General features: G+C 72.4%; 16 protein-coding genes. 12 read left to right on the forward strand and 4 right to left on the reverse strand.

The features are described from left to right. The first annotated feature begins 22 nt into the window (after positions 1 to 22). From NOSIN_RS18750 to NOSIN_RS18785, 8 genes are all read left to right on the forward strand, one after another. A complete protein-coding gene (locus NOSIN_RS18750; RefSeq protein WP_077692002.1) occupies positions 23 to 1,165 on the forward strand; it encodes a Gfo/Idh/MocA family protein in 1,143 nt (380 codons plus the stop codon). Then, complete coding sequence (locus NOSIN_RS18755; protein ID WP_077692003.1) at positions 1,162 to 2,784, forward strand: sugar ABC transporter ATP-binding protein; 1,623 nt, start codon at positions 1,162 to 1,164, stop codon at positions 2,782 to 2,784. Before NOSIN_RS18750 ends, NOSIN_RS18755 begins: the two co-directional genes overlap by 4 nt. Then, positions 2,781 to 3,938: an ABC transporter permease gene (locus NOSIN_RS18760; RefSeq protein WP_077692004.1), complete on the forward strand. Its 1,158-nt coding sequence runs from the start codon at positions 2,781 to 2,783 to the stop codon at positions 3,936 to 3,938. The genes NOSIN_RS18755 and NOSIN_RS18760 overlap by 4 nt, the downstream gene beginning before the upstream one ends. Next, entirely contained in the window at positions 3,935 to 5,029 is a 1,095-nt protein-coding gene (locus tag NOSIN_RS18765) for an ABC transporter permease (RefSeq protein ID WP_077692005.1), read from the forward strand. Before NOSIN_RS18760 ends, NOSIN_RS18765 begins: the two co-directional genes overlap by 4 nt. 3 nt (positions 5,030 to 5,032) lie before the next feature. Beyond that, on the forward strand, positions 5,033 to 6,226 hold the full coding sequence (locus NOSIN_RS18770; protein WP_077692006.1) for a substrate-binding domain-containing protein: 1,194 nt from the start codon (positions 5,033 to 5,035) through the stop codon (positions 6,224 to 6,226). Next, positions 6,227 to 7,114 carry a sugar phosphate isomerase/epimerase family protein gene (locus NOSIN_RS18775; RefSeq protein WP_077692007.1) on the forward strand — a complete coding sequence of 296 codons (888 nt, stop codon included), beginning with the start codon at positions 6,227 to 6,229 and terminating at the stop codon, positions 7,112 to 7,114. Between the two features lie 157 nt (positions 7,115 to 7,271). Further along, entirely contained in the window at positions 7,272 to 8,003 is a 732-nt protein-coding gene (locus tag NOSIN_RS18780; protein WP_077692008.1) for a hypothetical protein, read from the forward strand. 38 nt (positions 8,004 to 8,041) lie between these two features. Then, a complete protein-coding gene (locus tag NOSIN_RS18785; protein WP_077692009.1) occupies positions 8,042 to 9,046 on the forward strand; it encodes a sugar phosphate isomerase/epimerase family protein in 1,005 nt (334 codons plus the stop codon). Between the two features lie 75 nt (positions 9,047 to 9,121). Here the strand turns inward: NOSIN_RS18785 and NOSIN_RS18790 are convergent, their stop codons facing one another. The 4 genes from NOSIN_RS18790 to NOSIN_RS18805 form a co-directional block, all read right to left on the reverse strand. Further along, positions 9,122 to 9,367 carry a hypothetical protein gene (locus NOSIN_RS18790; RefSeq protein WP_077692010.1) on the reverse strand — a complete coding sequence of 82 codons (246 nt, stop codon included), beginning with the start codon at positions 9,365 to 9,367 and terminating at the stop codon, positions 9,122 to 9,124. Positions 9,368 to 9,522: 155 nt separating this feature from the next. Continuing rightward, positions 9,523 to 9,894 carry a hypothetical protein gene (locus NOSIN_RS18795; RefSeq protein WP_077692011.1) on the reverse strand — a complete coding sequence of 124 codons (372 nt, stop codon included), beginning with the start codon at positions 9,892 to 9,894 and terminating at the stop codon, positions 9,523 to 9,525. A gap of 92 nt (positions 9,895 to 9,986) precedes the next feature. Beyond that, entirely contained in the window at positions 9,987 to 10,502 is a 516-nt protein-coding gene (locus NOSIN_RS18800) for a hypothetical protein (RefSeq protein ID WP_077692012.1), read from the reverse strand. A 401-nt stretch (positions 10,503 to 10,903) separates the two neighbouring features. Next, entirely contained in the window at positions 10,904 to 11,602 is a 699-nt protein-coding gene (locus tag NOSIN_RS18805) for a carbonic anhydrase (protein WP_077692013.1), read from the reverse strand. 530 nt (positions 11,603 to 12,132) lie between these two features. Between NOSIN_RS18805 and NOSIN_RS18810 the strand changes: the two genes are divergently transcribed. The 4 genes from NOSIN_RS18810 to rsgA all read left to right on the forward strand — a co-directional run bounded on the left by NOSIN_RS18810 (position 12,133) and on the right by rsgA (position 16,245). Continuing rightward, positions 12,133 to 12,687, forward strand: coding sequence for a TetR/AcrR family transcriptional regulator (locus NOSIN_RS18810; protein WP_077692014.1), 555 nt, complete (start codon positions 12,133 to 12,135; stop codon positions 12,685 to 12,687). A 163-nt stretch (positions 12,688 to 12,850) separates the two neighbouring features. After that, positions 12,851 to 13,687: an MHYT domain-containing protein gene (locus NOSIN_RS18815; RefSeq protein WP_077692015.1), complete on the forward strand. Its 837-nt coding sequence runs from the start codon at positions 12,851 to 12,853 to the stop codon at positions 13,685 to 13,687. Positions 13,688 to 14,001: 314 nt separating this feature from the next. Next, positions 14,002 to 14,874 (forward strand): MHYT domain-containing protein, encoded by an 873-nt coding sequence (locus tag NOSIN_RS18820; protein ID WP_077692016.1) that lies wholly within the window; start codon positions 14,002 to 14,004, stop codon positions 14,872 to 14,874. A gap of 258 nt (positions 14,875 to 15,132) precedes the next feature. Continuing rightward, positions 15,133 to 16,245, forward strand: coding sequence for a ribosome small subunit-dependent GTPase A (rsgA, locus tag NOSIN_RS18825; protein ID WP_077692017.1), 1,113 nt, complete (start codon positions 15,133 to 15,135; stop codon positions 16,243 to 16,245). Positions 16,246 to 16,307: the final 62 nt, after the last annotated feature.

Here is a 16,307-nt window from a genome sequence, read left to right on the forward strand (position 1 = left end):
GCGTACTGTTCTCGGCATGTCAGTGAAGAAGGTCACAAGCCTGGGAGAGGTGGCGGACCCCGGGCCGACCGCCCCGAACGCCTACCGCGCCGCGGTGATCGGCACCGGCTTCATGGGCCGGGTCCACTCCCACGCCGTCCGCGCCGCCGGCGGCGAGGTCGTCGGGGTCACGGGCTCCTCCCCCGACAAGGCCGAGCGGTTCCGGGTCGCCAACAACGTCGCCCGGTCCCACGCCGACGCCCTCGAACTCATCCACAGCGACGACGTGGACGTGGTCCACGTGTGCACGCCCAACCACCTCCACGCGCCGCTGAGCCTGGCCGCCCTGGCCGCCGGCAAGCACGTGGTGTGCGAGAAGCCCCTGGCCACCGACGCCGACACCGCGCGCCACCTCGTCCGCGCCGCGGAGGAGGCCGAACTGGTCGCCGTCGTCCCCTTCGCCTACCGGTTCCACCCCATGGCCCGCGAGGCGCGGGCCCGGGTCGCCGCCGGTTCCATCGGCCGCGTGAGCCTCGCCCACGGCGGCTACCTCCAGGACTGGCTCCTGTACCCGGAGGAGGACAACTGGCGGGTCGACCCCGAACTCGGCGGCCCCACCCGCGCCTTCGGCGACATCGGCTCCCACTGGTGCGACATGCTGGAGTTCGTCACCGGCGACCGCATCACCTCGGTCAGCGCCCAGACCTCCCGCGTCAACGACACCCGCGACGGGCGCCCCGTGGCCACCGAGGACCTGGTGGCCTTCCAGTTCGCCACGGCGGGCGGCGTGATCGGCGGAGCCGTCATCAGCCAGGTCTCCCCCGGCCGCAAGAACCGCCTGGTCCTGGAGGTCTCCGGAACCGAGGGGTCCCTGGTCTTCGACCAGGAGCGGCCCGAGACCCTCTGGGCGGGCAGCCGGGGCCGCACCGGCACCATCACCCGCGACGACCCCGAGCTGAGCTCCGACGCGGCGCGCCTGGCCACCACCCCCGTGGGGCACCCGCAGGGCTACCAGGACTGCTTCAACGCGCTGGTGGCCGACACCGGCGCCGCCATCGCGGGAAGCACGCCCGAGGGCCTGCCCGTGTTCGCCGACGGCCTGCGCGCCGCCGTCCTGGCCGAGGCCGTGCTGACCTCGGCCCGCGAGCGCCGCTGGGCCGACGTCCCGGAGGTGGACGGGGGATGACCACCGAGCCCCTGCTCCGGATGAGCGGCGTCAGCAAGTCCTTCCTGGGCGTGCGCGTGCTGCACGGTGTGGACCTGGAGCTGCGTCCCGGCGAGCTGCACGCGCTGGTCGGCGAGAACGGCGCGGGCAAGTCCACGCTGATGAAGGTGCTGGCCGGGGTGCACCGCGCGGACGCGGGAACCGTCGAGCTGGAGGGCAGGCCGGTCTCCTTCGAGCACCCCGTCCAGGCCCAGCGGGCGGGCGTGACCACGGTCTTCCAGGAGTTCAACCTCCTGCCCGAGCGCACCGTCGCCGAGAACGTCTTCCTGGGCCGGGAGATCCTCCGCCGCGGCCTGGTGGACGGCCGGGCCATGGAGCGGGCCACCGCCGCGCTGCTCGCCGACCTGGGCCTGGAGGGCATCGCACCCCGGGCCAGGGTGCGGTCACTGTCGGTGGCCGAGCAGCAGATCGTGGAGATCGTCAAGGCGCTCTCGCACGACGCGCGCATCATCTCCATGGACGAGCCGACCGCCGCGCTGGCCGACCACGAGGTGGAGGTGCTCTACCGGATCATCGGCCGCCTGCGCGAGCGCGGTGTGGCGGTGCTGTACGTGTCGCACCGCATGAAGGAGATCTTCGACCTGGCCGACACGGTCACCGTCCTCAAGGACGGGTACCGGGTGGACACCGTCCCCGCCGACGGGATCACCCCCTCCGAGCTGGTCCGCAAGATGGTGGGGCGCCCGGTCTCGGCGGTCTTCCCCGAGCGGCTGGAGCCGCACGGCGAACACGTGGGAAGGGTGCGGCTGTCGGTGGCCGGCGGCGGCAACACCCAGTTGGACGGGATCGGCTTCGAGGTGCGCGGCGGCGAGATCCTGGGCCTGGGCGGGCTCCAGGGCAGCGGGCGCACGGAGGTCGCCCACGCCCTCTTCGGCGTCGAGCGCTTCACCCGCGGCGAGGTCGCCGTGGACGGCCGAAGGGTCGACCCGCGCTCGCCGCGCCAGGCCGTGCGCTCCGGGCTGGTGCTGGTCACCGAGGACCGCAAGACGCAGGGACTGGCGCTGAACCAGTCGGTCGCGGCCAACGGGCGCCTGGTCCTGGACGCGGTCTGGCCCCTCGGCTCGTCCCGGCGGGCCAGGCGGCTCCCGGGCATCCTCTCCTCGGTGGAGCTGGTCGCGCGCGGCGGCCACGGCCAGGAGGTCCGCTACCTGTCCGGCGGCAACCAGCAGAAGGTGGTGCTGGCCAAGTGGCTGGCCGCCGAACCCGGCGTGATGGTGCTCGACGAGCCCACGCGCGGCATCGACGTGGGCGCCAAACAGGCCGTCTACCGGCTGATGCGCGAGCTGGCGGCGGCGGGTGTGGCGATCGTGCTCATCTCCTCCGAACTGCCCGAGCTGATCGGCATGTCCGACCGGCTGGTCGTCCTGCGGGACGGCCGTGTGGCGGGCGAGCTGCCCGGCGGGTCCAGCGAGGAGGCCGTCATGGCGGCGGCCACCGGATCACCCCACGGGGGCGGGGACGGCCCCGCCGCCCACGGTCCCCGGGCGTCGGCGCCCGCCGGCGACGCGTCCCCCGAAGCGCCGTCCCCCCGGGGAAGCGGCGGCGGTTCCCCGGCACGGCAGGAGGAGACCGCCCCGTGACACGCCCCCCGACCCCCCTCCCCCGGAACCCGCGGTGGCGCCTGGGCACCACCGGCCTGGTCTACCTCGCCCTGGTGCTGCTGCTCGTGCTCAGCGCGGCCCTCGTGGCCGCCCGGGGCGGCAACCTGTTCACCACCGCCAACACCGTCGACCTGCTCACCCGCAGCAGCCTGCTGGGGTTCCTGGCCATCGGCCAGACGCTCGTCATCCTGTGCCGCTCCCTGGACCTGTCGGTGGGCTACGTCGCCGCCCTGTCCACCGTGATCGCGGCCACCACCATGGCGGGGGACCCCTCCCGCGTCCTGCTCGGCGTGGGCGCGACGCTCGGCGCGGCCGGGCTGATCGGCCTGGTCAACGGGCTGGTGGTGACCGGGCTGCGGGTCAACCCCTTCATCGCCACCCTGGGCATGGGGCTGGTGATCAAGGGCTACCTGGACACGAACTTCCAGGGCCCGGCCGGAGCGGTCCCCGCCGCCTTCCAGGCCTTCGGCTACACCCGGATCGGCGTGCTGCCCGTCTCCACCCTGGTGATGCTGGGCGTGGCGGTGGCGGCCGTGCTGTTCCTGCGGCGCACCCGGACGGGCTACCACATGTACGCGGTGGGCGGCGACGCCGAGGTCGCCCGGCTCTCGGGGATCCGCTCCTGGGTGCCCACGGTCACCGCGCACGTGCTGTGCTCGGTCACGGCCGGTGTGGCCGGCCTGCTGCTGGCCGCCCGGTTCGGCACCGGCAGCGCCACGGTCTACTCCGGCGGCTACGAGCTGGAGGCCATCGCGGCCGTGGTGCTGGGAGGCACCTACCTGCTCGGCGGGCGCGGCGGCGTGGCCGGGACGGTCGCGGGGGTGCTCATCCTCGCCACGCTCGACACGGTGTTCAACGTGCTGGCGGTCGACCCGTTCGTCAAGGACGTGCTGCGCGGCGTCATCGTCATCGCCGCCGTGGCGGTCTACGCCCGCCGCGGCCACCCCGCCAGGAGGGTGCGCTTCCCCTCCGGAGGCACCGCGCCACCCGGACCCGGCACGGGGACGGAGCCGGGTTCCACGTCCGATCCCGGCTCCGGGTCCGGCGCGGGCCCCGGACCCGATCCCGACCGCGGACCCGACCACGGCCGGGGCCCCGGTTCCGCACCGCAACCCCTCGGAGGCCGACGATGACCCCGACCCCCACCCAGGACGTGCGCGGCCCGGGCGGCTCCGGCGGCTCGCGCGGTCCCGGCCGCGTACCGGCCGCGCTCGCCGCGCTGGGCCGGGGCGGCACGGCTACCGTCGCCCTGCTGCTGGCGCTGATCTTCGTGGTCATCGCCACCCAGAACCCGTCGTTCTTCGAGGGTCCGCCGCTGATGTCCTTCGCCAAGAAGGCCGCGCCGCTGGTGATCCTGGCGATCGGCCAGTACCTGGTGATCGTCTCCGGGGAGTTCGACCTGTCGGTCGGATCCCTGGTGGGCGCCCAGGTGGTGATCGCGGCGCGGCTCATCGACGGCCAGGAGGCCATGACCCTGCCGGTGGTCGGCCTCATGATGCTCTTCGGCCTGGCCGTGGGCCTGGTCAACGGCCTGGTGACCACGCTGCTCAGGGTGCCCTCGATCATCACCACGCTCGGCACGATGCTGATCCTGTTCGGCGCGGTCCGCTACTGGACGGGCGGTGCGCCCACCGGCGCGCTCTCGGAGTCCTTCCGGGTCCTCGGGCGCCACGGGATCGAGGGCGTGCCGCTCCTCGGCGAACTCCCGTGGGCGCTGGTCATCGCCCTGGTACTGGCGGTGGGCGCCGTGTTCCTCATGCGCTCGCCCTTCGGCCGCTCCCTCGTCGCGACGGGCGACAACGACGTCGCCGCCGCGTTCTCGGGGGTGCGGGTGTGGCGGGTGCGCACCATGGCCTTCGTCGGCTCCTCCCTGACGGCCACCGTCGCCGCCGTCCTCATCGGCGGATACGCCGGTGTCACGGCGCAGGTCGGTGACGGGCTGGAGTTCACCGCCATCACCGCCGTCGTGCTCGGCGGGGTGGTACTGGGCGGCGGGCGCGGCACCGTGGTCGCCGCCGTCCTGGGCGCCCTGACGCTGGAGGCCCTGTTCACCCTGTTCAACCAGCTCTACATGCCCTCGACGATCCAGCCCTCGGTACAGGGGCTCATCATCATCGCCGCGGTGGCCTACGCCGCCCGCCGGGGCGACCTTCGACTGCCGGAGCGCCTGCGACGGCGACCGGACCATCCGACCGAGCGGTCGCTCGGCACTTCCAGGAGGTAATCCATGCGCGTCCCCCGCGTGCTGCTCGCCGGCGCCGCCGGCCTGACCCTGATGCTCACGGCGTGTACGACGGACACCCCCACCGACTCCGTGGAGGGCGCCGGGCTCACCCCCGACCAGGAGTGGTTCGACGAGGCCGAGTTCGAGGCCCAGCTCGCCCAGCGCGATATCACCCCGGAGGGGCCCGAGGACCAGCCCTGGCTGCAGGCGATCGAGCCCGAGTGGATCGACACCTCCGAGTTCGTCCACGACGCGCCCGAGGACGCGACGCTGTGCTTCTCCAACGCCTCGGTGTCCAACCCCTGGCGCGTCACCGGCTTCATCACCATGGAGCAGCAGGTGGAGGCCCTCAAAGAGGAGGGGCGCATCGGTGAGTTCCGGGTGTCCGACGCCGCCGACGACGACAACCAGCAGATCTCCGACATCCAGGCGTTCGTGGACTCCGGGGACTGCGACGTCATCATCATCTCGCCCTCCACCACCGCGACCCTGACCCCGGCCGTGGAGACCGCCTGCGAGAGCGGCGTCCCGGTCGTGGTCTTCGACCGCGGCGTGAACACCGACTGCATGGTCACCTTCATCCACCCGATCGGCGGCTACGCCTTCGGCGCGGACGCGGCCGAGTTCCTGGTCGAGGAGCTGGAGCCCGGATCGACCGTGCTGGCGCTGCGCATCCTGCCCGGCGTGGACGTGCTCGAACACCGCTGGGCGGCGGCGCAGAAGATCTTCGCCGACAGCGAGCTGGAGGTGCTCGGCCACGAGTTCACCGAGGGCGACGGCGCCAAGATCAAGGACCTGGTCTCCCAGCACCTCCAGCGCGGCGAGGTCGACGGCATCTGGATGGACGCCGGGGACGGCGCCGTCGCCGCCCTGGAGGCCTTCGAGGACGCCGGTCAGCCCTACCCGGTGATCTCGGGCGAGGACGAGCTGAGCTTCATGCGCAAGTGGAAGGAGGAGGACCTCACCGCGATCGCGCCGGTCTACTCCAACTTCCAGTGGCGGACCCCGATCCTGGCCGCCGACATGATCCTCAGCGGTGAGGAGGTCCCCTCCGAGTGGGTCCTGCCGCAGGAGCCGGTCCGCCAGGACCAACTGGACGAGTACCTGGAGCGCAACGAGGCCATGCCGTCCCTGCACTACGCGAAGTTCGGCGGCGAGGACCTGCCGGGCTTCCCCGAGGCGTGGACGGAGAGGTAGATGAGGGCGCTGGGGGTCAACACGTGGGTGTGGACGTCGCCGCTGACCGACGCCGCGCTGGAGCGGATCGCGCCCCGCGTGGCGGAGTGGGGGTTCGACACGATCGAGCTCCCCGTGGAGAACGCCGGTGACTGGGACCCCCGGCGCGCCCGGGCCCTGCTGGACGGGCTGGGCCTGGCGGCCAGTGTCGTACTGGTCATGGGACCGGGCCGGGAGCTGGTCGCCACCGACCCGGCCACCCGGTCGGCCACACAGGACTATCTCCGAGGGGTCGTGGACGCGGCGGTGACGGTCGGCTCCTCCGTCATCGCCGGTCCGGCCTACGCCTCGGTCGGCCGCACCTGGCGGATGTCCCCGCGAGAGCGGGCGGGGATCGCCGCCGAGCTGACCGAGGCGCTGGCCCCCGTGGTCGGGCACGCCTCGTCCGCGGGGGTCTCCCTCGCCGTGGAGCCGCTCAACCGGTACGAGACCAGCGTGGTCAACACGGTGGACCAGGGGCTGGAACTGCTCGCCGACCTGCCCGCCGAGCACTGCGGGCTGGCCCTGGACGTGTACCACATGAACATCGAGGAGCGGGACGTCGCGGCGGCGATCAGGCGGGCCGCCGGACACGTCAAGCACGTGCAGGTGTGCGCCAACGACCGGGGCGCCCCCGGCGCCGACCACCTGGACTGGCCCGGGATCATCGACGCGCTCGACGCGTCGGGGTACGAAGGCCCCCTGGTGATCGAGTCGTTCACGGCGGACAATGCCAGCATCGCCACGGCGGCCTCCGTCTGGCGACCGCTGGCGGCGAGCCAGGACGCGCTCGCCGTCGACGGCCTGGCCTTCCTTCGTTCCCTGACCCGACGGGAGGAACCCCCTTGCCAGGCGGCGCCCCCTCCGTGAAGCCGTGCGGACTCCGGGCGGCACGCCCGCCGCGGTGTCCGCACCACCGCCGGCGACAGGCCAGGATGGCAACGTCCGCACCCCCCGCTCGGTCCCGCGCCCACCGGAAAGCGCCTACTGAAGTCGGGCGGCTCCCTCCCCAACAGGAGACGTCACGATGTCCGCACAACAGCAGTCCCCCTCCGACCCCGCACCGGGGACCCCCGAGAACCGGAACCCGGTGGCGACCACCCCGGCCACCTGGTGGCTGACCGGGGCCTCACTCACGATGGCCGGCGCCGTCATCGTCCTCCTCAGCGGTGAGGCCGCCGCGGGGGGCGGTTCCGAGTCCGCCCCCGGCGCGGCCGCCGCCCACCGGCCCGACGCCGACCGCGTCGGCGAACTCGTCGGCCACACCCGCACCGCCCATGAGGAACTGGTTCCCGTGGTGGAGGCCATGGAGGAGTTCCTGCCCACCGACGGCTCCCATCCGCCCCTGGACCTGACCGAGGCCTCGGTGGTCTACTCCTGGCGCACCAGTGTCCAGGAGGCCGCGGAGCACTTCGGCGAGCCGTCCGGTGACGGCACCGTCCACGAGGCCACCCAGGCGGGCCTGACCTCCTCCGTCCGACTGCTGTCCATGTCGGTGGAGACCTACGCCGGGGCCGCGCTGGTCGAGGACGAGGACCTGCGCATGGACGTCCTCCACATCGCCATGGACCTGCGGGACCAGGCGGTCCACTCGTGGTCGGTGGCCGCTACCCACCTCGACATGGCCAGCGTGGACACCGGCCACGGCCACGTCCACCTGTACCTGCCCGCCGCACCCGGCAGCGGGGCCCTCCGACCCGACGGCGCCGAGGCCGGGAGCGGGAGGGACCCGGGCTCGGGAGGCGGCCACGACCACTGAGCCCAGAGCACCCGAACCCGAGCACGGAAGGCACCGACATGCCACGACCAGTCACCCTCTTCACCGGACAGTGGGCCGACCTGCCCTTCGAGGAGGTGTGCTCACTGGCCTCCTCCTGGGGCTACGACGGCCTGGAGATCGCCTGTTGGGGCGACCACCTCGACGTCACCCGGGCCGCCGACGACGACGCGTACGTGCGCGACCGGTTGGACGTGCTCGAACGCCACGGGCTGGGTGTGTGGGCGATCTCCAACCACCTGCTCGGCCAGGCCGTCTGCGACGACCCCATCGACCAGCGCCACCGGGACATCCTGCCCGCACGGGTGTGGGGGGACGGGGAGCCCGAGGGCGTGCGCCGGCGGGCCGCCGAGGAGATGGCCACCACCGCGCGCGCCGCCGCGAGGCTCGGCGTGTCCACGGTGGTGGGTTTCACGGGCTCGGCGATCTGGAAGTACGTGGCGATGTTCCCGCCGGTGGGCGAGGACGTCATCGAGGCCGGGTACCGGGACTTCGCCGACCGGTGGAACCCGATCCTGGACGTGTTCGACGAGGTGGGGGTGCGCTTCGCGCACGAGGTGCACCCCTCCGAGATCGCCTACGACTACTGGTCGACCGAGAAGGCGCTGGAGGCGGTGGGCCGCCGCCCCGCGTTCGGCCTGAACTGGGATCCCAGCCACATGGTGTGGCAGGACATCGACCCGGTCGGGTTCCTGTGGGACTTTCGCGACCGGATCTACCACGTGGACTGCAAGGACACCCGCAAGCGGGTGGGCAACGGCCGCAACGGGCGGCTGGGCTCCCACCTGCCCTGGGGCGACCCCCGCCGGGGCTGGGACTTCGTGTCGACGGGGCACGGCGACGTGCCCTGGGAGGACTGCTTCCGCACGATGAACGCGATCGGCTACGAGGGGCCGATCTCGGTGGAGTGGGAGGACGCGGGCATGGACCGGCTGGTCGGGGCCGCCGAGGCGGTGGACTTCGTCCGGTCGAAGGCCTACGACCAGCCGGAGGCCTCCTTCGACTCCGCCTTCGGCTCGGACTGACCCGGACGGGCGGACCGCCCGGCGCGACGGTTCGCCCGCCCCGGCCGGCCGGGTCCGGGAGCGGCGCGCGAGGGCTCACATCATGGGGGCGATGACCACCCGGTAGTGGTCGCCGTCCGCGGTGGAGACGTCGTGGCGGAAGTCGTTGACCCGGTTGACGGAACTCTGCACGGCGCCGCTTCCGAAGGCCGCGGTGTCCACGGTGGGCAGGTACTCCTCGACCGCGCCCACCGCCTCGTCGACGGACATGGCGGTGCTTCTGCGCTCAGGGGTGATGCGCAGTCCGTCGTCGGTGAGGCGGCTGATCACGATCCGGAACATACCGGGTCTCCCTGCGGCGTCGGGGGCTGACACCGGCATTCTGCCCCATCGCCCACGAACCCGGAAACGGGTTCCGAGGCGAGGCGGGCACGGCGGCGGGAAGGGCGCGGACGCGGGGACCGGGGCTTCCTCCCCGGTCCCCGCGGAGCACCCGGTCAGACCTCCAGGGTCTCCTCGATGGCCTTGAGGCGGTGCCGGGCCAGGGCGAGGTTGCCCCGGGAGCGGTCCAGGGCCAGGTAGAGGAAGAGCCCCTGCCCCTTCTTGCTGGTGAGGGGCCGGATGACGTGGTACTGGCCGGACAGGGTGATGAGGATGTCCTCGATGGCGTCGTTGAGCCCGAGCTGGTCCATGGTGCGCATCTTGGCGCGGACCACCTCGGTGTTCCCGGCCGCGGCGACGGTGAGGTCGAGCGAGTTGGTCGCGGCGAGGGTTCCCAGCGCCATCCCGCTGCTGTAGTCGACGACGGCGGCACCGACCGCCCCGTCGATCTCCATCATTTCCTTGAGTCCGGTCTCGATGTTGGTCATGTCCTTCTCTCTCCTTCGGGTACGTCGGCGCGACGCCTTGTCGGCCATCCAGTGGCGCAGGACCGCGACACCGCGTCGGGACGGGCCAGGGGTCACGCGGACACCGACCGGGAACCGTCGACGGACAGCGAGCGGAGCGCGGTGACGACGCGCTCCAGGACCCTGCGGTCCACGGGCGCGGCGACCCGGGCGGCGGGGCGGGGCCGGTCCCGGCCGCGGCGGGGCGGGTGGTCGGAGTCGCGTCGGGGCTGCGGGGACTGTGGGGGCTGCGGGGGCACCCGTGCCGTGCGCGCCAGTCGGCGCAGCCCCCGCAGGGCGAAACCGAGGTTTCCCTCCGTACTGCTCATGCGCACCTGCACGCACAGGTCGGAGTCCTCCAGGACGGCGAACAGCAGGTGGTGGTCGGCGTCGGTGACGACCACGTCCTCCAGAGCCTGGGCGGCGCACAGCGGACCGCCGCGGATGGCCCGGACGATCTCCGCCGTGTCCGTGGCACGGTCGTCGGCGCCGGCGTGCATGAGGATGTGTCCGCCTCGCCAGTCCACGAGGCAGACACTGTGCACACCGGGCGTTTCGAGCATCTCCCGCATCTGCTGGTCGAGGCGCACGGCGATCCTTTGCGAAGCGGGGCCGGGTCTTCCAACGGCCCTTGGCGAACCAGGCGAACTGCCCTTTGTGGACATCACGAGAATAAGGAAGGGGCAGCCGCACCGCAGGCTTTTCACTAACTTTTCCCGTTGTGCCTGCTTGGCAGGGATAAGGAGTTTCTTTCACCAGAAAGGAAACATGGGTGGAATGCGCGGTTCGCCCCGAAGACAAAAGTGATCGTCCGGAGCGCTCCGGACGATCACCTCTCTCGTCGTGTGGGGTTTTCGGGCCCTGTGGCCCGAGCCCGGGCAGGAGTCCCGGGCGTGGGCGGCGCGGCGGTACGGGAGTGCGGTGGGCGACGGGTGCGAAAGTGCGGCGGTACGGGAGTGCGGTGGACGGCGGGGCGGGAGTGGCCCGGGCGTCAGAGCCAGACGGCCTCGGAGGTCTCCAGGTCGTAGCGGGCCGGGACGACGTCCAGGCTCCCCGACTCGACCAGCCCGCGCAGGTCCTCGTCCTCGCGGAGCCTGTCCGCGATGTGCACGGCGTTGGCCCGGACGCAGGCGTCCACGAAGTCGCCGCCGTCGTCGGGGGTGGCGTCGACCACCGGCAGGATCTCCTCGACCAGGTAGCCGACGTGGCCGCGGGGGACCTCCCCGGTCCGGTGCGCCTCCACCGCGGCGGTGACCGCGCCGCACGAGGCGTGCCCCAGGACGACGATGAGTGGGACCGCCAGGTGTTCGGCCGCGTAGCCGATGCTGCCGAGCACGGACCCGTCCAGGACCTGCCCGGCGGATCGGATGGTGAACAGGTCGCCGAGGCCGCGGTCGAAGACCAGTTCGGGCGGCACCCGGGAGTCGGCGCATCCCAGGACCACGGCGAAGGGGGCCTGTCCGTGCACCAGCTCCCTCCTGCGGCCACGGCCCTCGTTGGGGTGGCGGGAGGCGTGCCGGCGCCAGCGCCTGTTCCCCTGTTCGAGGAGGCGCAGCGACGCCGCCGCGTCCCCCGGGCGCGGCGGGGACGCGGGTGCGGACCAGGCGGGGACCGGAGCCACCGCGGAGACCGCGGCGCCGATCCCTCCGGCGAGTGAGGCGCGCAGGGCGCCACGACGGGTGATAGCCATTGAGGCCCTCATTCTTGACGTGGGCAAATCAGGACTTATACCGTCAAACGAGGACCAAAATACTCTTGTGCCTAGAAACCCATCAAGTGCTTTTAACGTTCCCGTAGCGCGCTTCCCCCGGAACCCGGGAACGCGTCGCCAGGAAAGCCGCTGTGACCACGCACTACGTTTCGCGCAGTCACTTTCCTGTGTTTTGGGAAACCTTTTCGTGCTCCCTGCGCCCGCGCCGAGACCCGGACCCGAAGCGCGGCCGCGCTTCGGCGACCGCCGGGCCTTCCGGGCCGCGGACGGCGACGGTCCGCGCTAGAATCTTTACTGACCGACCGTTCGTTAAGTTAACAAATCCTCGCGGAGGGACCGGGACACGGGAGCGGCGCCTTCGGCCGCCCCGCACACCGGACCGCCTCCACCAGGTAGATTCGACAACCGTGTCCAGATCTTCCCCTGCCGAACCAGTCTCCTCCCGCCGCGGGGCCGCGGGGCGGCGGCGCTCGGGCCGCCCCGGCCACGACGCCGACTCCGTCCTGCGCGTGGCCGCACGCGTGTTCAACGAACGCGGATACGACGGCACGAGCATGGAGGACCTGGCGCGCGCGCTGGGCGTGACCAAGTCGGCCATCTACCACCACGTCACCGGCAAGACCGAGCTGCTGCGCCGCTCGCTGGACCTGGCCATGGACGCCCTGTTCGCGGTCACCCGCGAGGAGGCCTCGACCACCGGTCCGGCCGTCGACCGCCTGGAGCACGTACTGCGCGGCAGCGTGCGGGTACTGGTGGAGGAGCTGCCCCACGTGACCCTGCTGCTGCGGGTACGCGGCAACACCGAGGTGGAAAAGCGCGCCCTGGACCGCCGCCGCGAGTTCGACCACCTGATCGCCGACCTGGTGCGCGAGGGCGCCGCCGAGGGCGACATCCGCCCGGACGTGGACCCGGCGGTCGCGGCACGCCTGCTGTTCGGCATGGTCAACTCGATCGCGGAGTGGTACAAGCCCGACCGCGGGCTGGACTCCTCGGAGATCGCCGACACCCTGGCCAGGATCGCCTTCGCGGGCCTGAGCGTCTCCCGGACGCACCTGGCGGAGTGACTCCCGGCGCGGGGCGCTCCCGGCGCGGGTCGAGGGCCGTACACGACCGCGCCCGTCCCCGACGTCCGGACGTGACCGCGGTGTGACCCGTCGAGGACCCGTGCTCCCTAGGATCGTGCCGCTACGGAAAGCCCTCATATCCGACAAGCCGGGAGCGGCGGCCATGATCGACCATTTCACTCAGGGGCCGCTGACACCCGCGGTCGCCTACGCCGTGTCCGTCATCGGCTCGTTCGTGGGACTGGTGTTCGCGGTCCGGGCCCGCCGAACCGCCGGAGCCGTCCGCTGGGCGTGGCTGGTGCTCAGCGCGGCGTGTATCGGCGGAACCGCCGTGTGGTCGATGCACTTCATCGCCATGATGGGCTTCCAGGTCGCCGGGACGGCCCTTCGCTACGACATCGTGCTCACCGTGGCCAGCGGTCTGCTCGCCGTCGTGGTCACGGGTGCGGCCCTGTACCTGGCCATCACCCGGCGCACACGGGGATCGCTGCTGGCCGGTGGTGCCATCGCCGGATCGGGCATCGTCGCCATGCACTACATGGGCATGGCCTCCATCAACATGCGCGGCCACATGGGGCACGATCCGCTGTTCGTGGTGCTGGCCGTCGTCATCGCCCTGGTCGCGGCGACGGTCGCCCTCTGGTTCGCGCTGCGGCTGCAGGGCTCGCTCGCGACCCTCGCCGCGTCCCTGGTCATGGGTGTCGCGGTCACCTGCATGCACTACACCGGCATGTTCGGCGTGCACGTCACGCTGGAGGAGTCCCCGAGCCCGGCTCCGCTTCCCGGCTCGACCACCTCCGAACTGCTGCTGCCGCTGGTCATCGGACTGTTCGTCTTCCTGATGGTGTGCAGCCTGCTGCTGATGCTGGACGTGAGCGACCCCCGGAGCGGCGGCGAGGCCTCCGCGGGGGACGGGGACGAGTCCGGTGTGTCCCCCGAGGACGACGAGTCCTACACCGCGCGGCACCGCTCCGACGACGTGTGGACCCGCCGGAGGTAGGACCCGTGCGGTGGTCCCGGCACGCACCCGGACCGCCCGTCCGCGTCCCGACCGGAGCGTGACCGCTCCCCGGTCCCCGTTTCGGCCCGGGTCCTGATTCCGACCTTTTTTCTGATTCCGGCCTTTTTACGAGCTTGGTTCCGACCCCGATTCCGCGCCACCGTGCCCGAGTGTCACGTACCTGATTCACTGCGTTGTCGCTGGCCACATCAGGTCCAACGCGTTGGCGAACACCCCTGGCGCCACAGCGGCAATTTCCTTACTATCCATAACCCCGGCCGAATTGTGACCAAGGTCATGGAAAGTAGTGAGCTGTGCTCGACCACCTCGCCCAGGACTGGACAACCCCCGCCATCGCTTTCACGGTCTCGGTGATCGGCTCCTTCCTCGGGCTCTCCTTCGCCATACGCGCGCGCCGCGCGACGGGTCCCGTGCGCTGGCAGTGGCTGGTCCTGGCCGCCATCTCGCTCGGCGGTATGGCCGTGTGGTCGATGCACTTCATCGCCATGATGAGCTTCTCCCCGCCCGGGGTCGCCGTCCGCTACGACGCCGTGCTCACCGTGGTCAGCGGTGTCGTCGCCATCGTGGTCATCGCCGTCGCGCTCACCGTGGCCACCGTCGGGAGGACGACCCCGTGGCTCCTGCTCGGCGGACTCGTCGCCGGGGCCGGCATCGTCGCCATGCACTACACCGGCATGTACGCGATGAACGTCCACGGGGACATCCACCACGACCCCCTGTACGTCGCCCTGGCCTGCGCCATCGCGCTGGTGGCCGCCGCCACCGCCCTGTGGTTCGCCTCCCGGCTGCGCGGGCACGTGGCCGTCGCGGGCGCCTCCGTCGTGATGGCGGTCGCGGTGAGCACCATGCACTACACCGGCATGATGGGCGTCCACATCACGCAGCCGCAGTTCTCCCGCTTCGGGTCCCCGGACGGGGCCACCGCGGCCGACCTGGTGCTGCCCCTGATCGTGGGCCTGTTCGTCTTCCTGCTGATCTGCAGCCTCTTCCTCCTCCTGGGCGCCGAGGAGGAGCGCCCCGACTACGGCCGGCGCCCGGTCCACGCCGACCCGGGGCGCCCCGGGGGCGGGTCGGACACGCTTCCCGACGGGTACGCGCCCCGGCACTCCACCGGCCCCCAGGCCGTGCCGGGCGGCGCCGAAGACGTGTGGACCAGGCGGCGCTGAACCAGGCGACACGGGTCTGGCCCGGTGCCGGACCGGACCCGTGCTGAGCGGACCCGCGGCCGGGAAAACCGGTGGCACGGGCCGGGGCCCCGGTCCTAGACTCGCCGGGCCGGAGCGCCGCATCACGGCGGCCCACGACGACGGAGAGGAAGTAGAGCCATGGCTGTCCCCACGAGTGGTTCCACACCGACCTTCCCGATCGCTCGCGAGCCCTGAGGACGAAGACCCCTCGGACGCTCGCCCCGTAGAGAGTCCGCCGTGAGTACGTACAGCAGCACAGACACCTCCGTCGTCCATCCGCTGACCCCGCTGGGGTGGAACCACCGTGTCGAGCGGGCCTTCGACGCCGTCGCCTCCGCCAGCGCACATCCCCTGCTCCCCGCGCGCGTGGCCTCCTCACGCCGCGGCGGGGCGGTGGTCCGCCTCCCCCGGGAGGCGGCCGCCGACTACTCGCCCGCCGTCACCAAGGCGGCGCAGGCCGACCCGTCCACCGCCCCGTGCAGCGGCGACTGGGTCGCGGTGCGCCGCTCCGGCGACGTCTGGCTCGTCGAGGCCGTCCTCGAACGCTCGGGCAGCCTCGTCCGCCAGGGCGTGGCCAAGGACTCGCACGACCAGGTGCTGGCCGCCAACATCGACGCGGTCCTCATCTGCGAGGCCGCCGACCAGGGGCCCAACGTGGGCCGCCTGGAGCGCTTCCTCAGCCTGGCCTGGGCGAGCGGCGCGACCCCGGTCGTGGCGGTCACCAAGGCCGAGATGGCCGGGGACCGCCTCCCCGAGGTGCTCGAACTCGTCGAGTCGGTGACCATGGGCGCCGACGTGTACGCCGTCAGCGCGCACACCGGCCTCGGGCTGGAGGAGCTCTCCGCCCGGTTCCTGCCCGGCGCCACCTGGGTGCTGCTGGGCACCTCCGGCGCGGGCAAGTCCAGCCTGGTCAACGCGGTGGCCGGGCGCTCGCTGATGGACACCGGCGAGATCCGCCAGGACCGGCGGGGACGGCACACCACCACCCACCGCCAGCTCCTGCGACTGCCCGGCGGCGCGCTGGTCCTGGACATCCCCGGCGTGCGGCGCATCGACGTGCCCGGCGCAGAGGAGGGCGTGGACCGGGCCTTCGCCGACGTGGCCGGCCTCGCCGAGCAGTGCCGCTTCCGCGACTGCCGCCACGACGCGGAGCCCGGCTGCGCGGTCAACGCCGCCGTGGACGAGGGCGAGTTGGACGTGCGGCGCCTGGAGCGCTGGAACAGGCTCCGGCGCGAGGCCGAGTGGAACCGGTCCCGGGGCGACGCCCGCCTGCGCACCGAGCGCAGGAAGCAGTGGAAGGCCGCCGAGCGGCAGGCCAGGGAGAACGCCTGGCGCAAGCGCGGCCGTTAGTCCCCGCGCGGTCCCCGTGCCCCCGAGCGGGCGCGGGGGCCACGGCATGTCCGCGGCCAGGG

The sequence above is a fragment of the Nocardiopsis sinuspersici genome, from assembly GCF_001998325.1.
Taxonomy (GTDB): domain Bacteria; phylum Actinomycetota; class Actinomycetes; order Streptosporangiales; family Streptosporangiaceae; genus Nocardiopsis; species Nocardiopsis sinuspersici.

Excerpts from the sequence above, each read along its gene's own strand:
- NOSIN_RS18780 (WP_077692008.1), top strand. The coding sequence starts at position 7,272 with ATGTCCGCACAACAGCAGTCCCCCTCCGACCCCGCACCGGGGACCCCC.
- NOSIN_RS18755 (WP_077692003.1), top strand. The coding sequence starts at position 1,162 with ATGACCACCGAGCCCCTGCTCCGGATGAGCGGCGTCAGCAAGTCCTTC.
- NOSIN_RS18775 (WP_077692007.1), top strand. The coding sequence starts at position 6,227 with ATGAGGGCGCTGGGGGTCAACACGTGGGTGTGGACGTCGCCGCTGACC.
- NOSIN_RS18795 (WP_077692011.1), bottom strand. The coding sequence starts at position 9,894 with ATGACCAACATCGAGACCGGACTCAAGGAAATGATGGAGATCGACGGG.
- NOSIN_RS18765 (WP_077692005.1), top strand. The coding sequence starts at position 3,935 with ATGACCCCGACCCCCACCCAGGACGTGCGCGGCCCGGGCGGCTCCGGC.
- NOSIN_RS18770 (WP_077692006.1), top strand. The coding sequence starts at position 5,033 with ATGCGCGTCCCCCGCGTGCTGCTCGCCGGCGCCGCCGGCCTGACCCTG.
- NOSIN_RS18815 (WP_077692015.1), top strand. The coding sequence starts at position 12,851 with ATGATCGACCATTTCACTCAGGGGCCGCTGACACCCGCGGTCGCCTAC.
- NOSIN_RS18790 (WP_077692010.1), bottom strand. The coding sequence starts at position 9,367 with ATGTTCCGGATCGTGATCAGCCGCCTCACCGACGACGGACTGCGCATC.
- NOSIN_RS18785 (WP_077692009.1), top strand. The coding sequence starts at position 8,042 with ATGCCACGACCAGTCACCCTCTTCACCGGACAGTGGGCCGACCTGCCC.
- NOSIN_RS18805 (WP_077692013.1), bottom strand. The coding sequence starts at position 11,602 with ATGGCTATCACCCGTCGTGGCGCCCTGCGCGCCTCACTCGCCGGAGGG.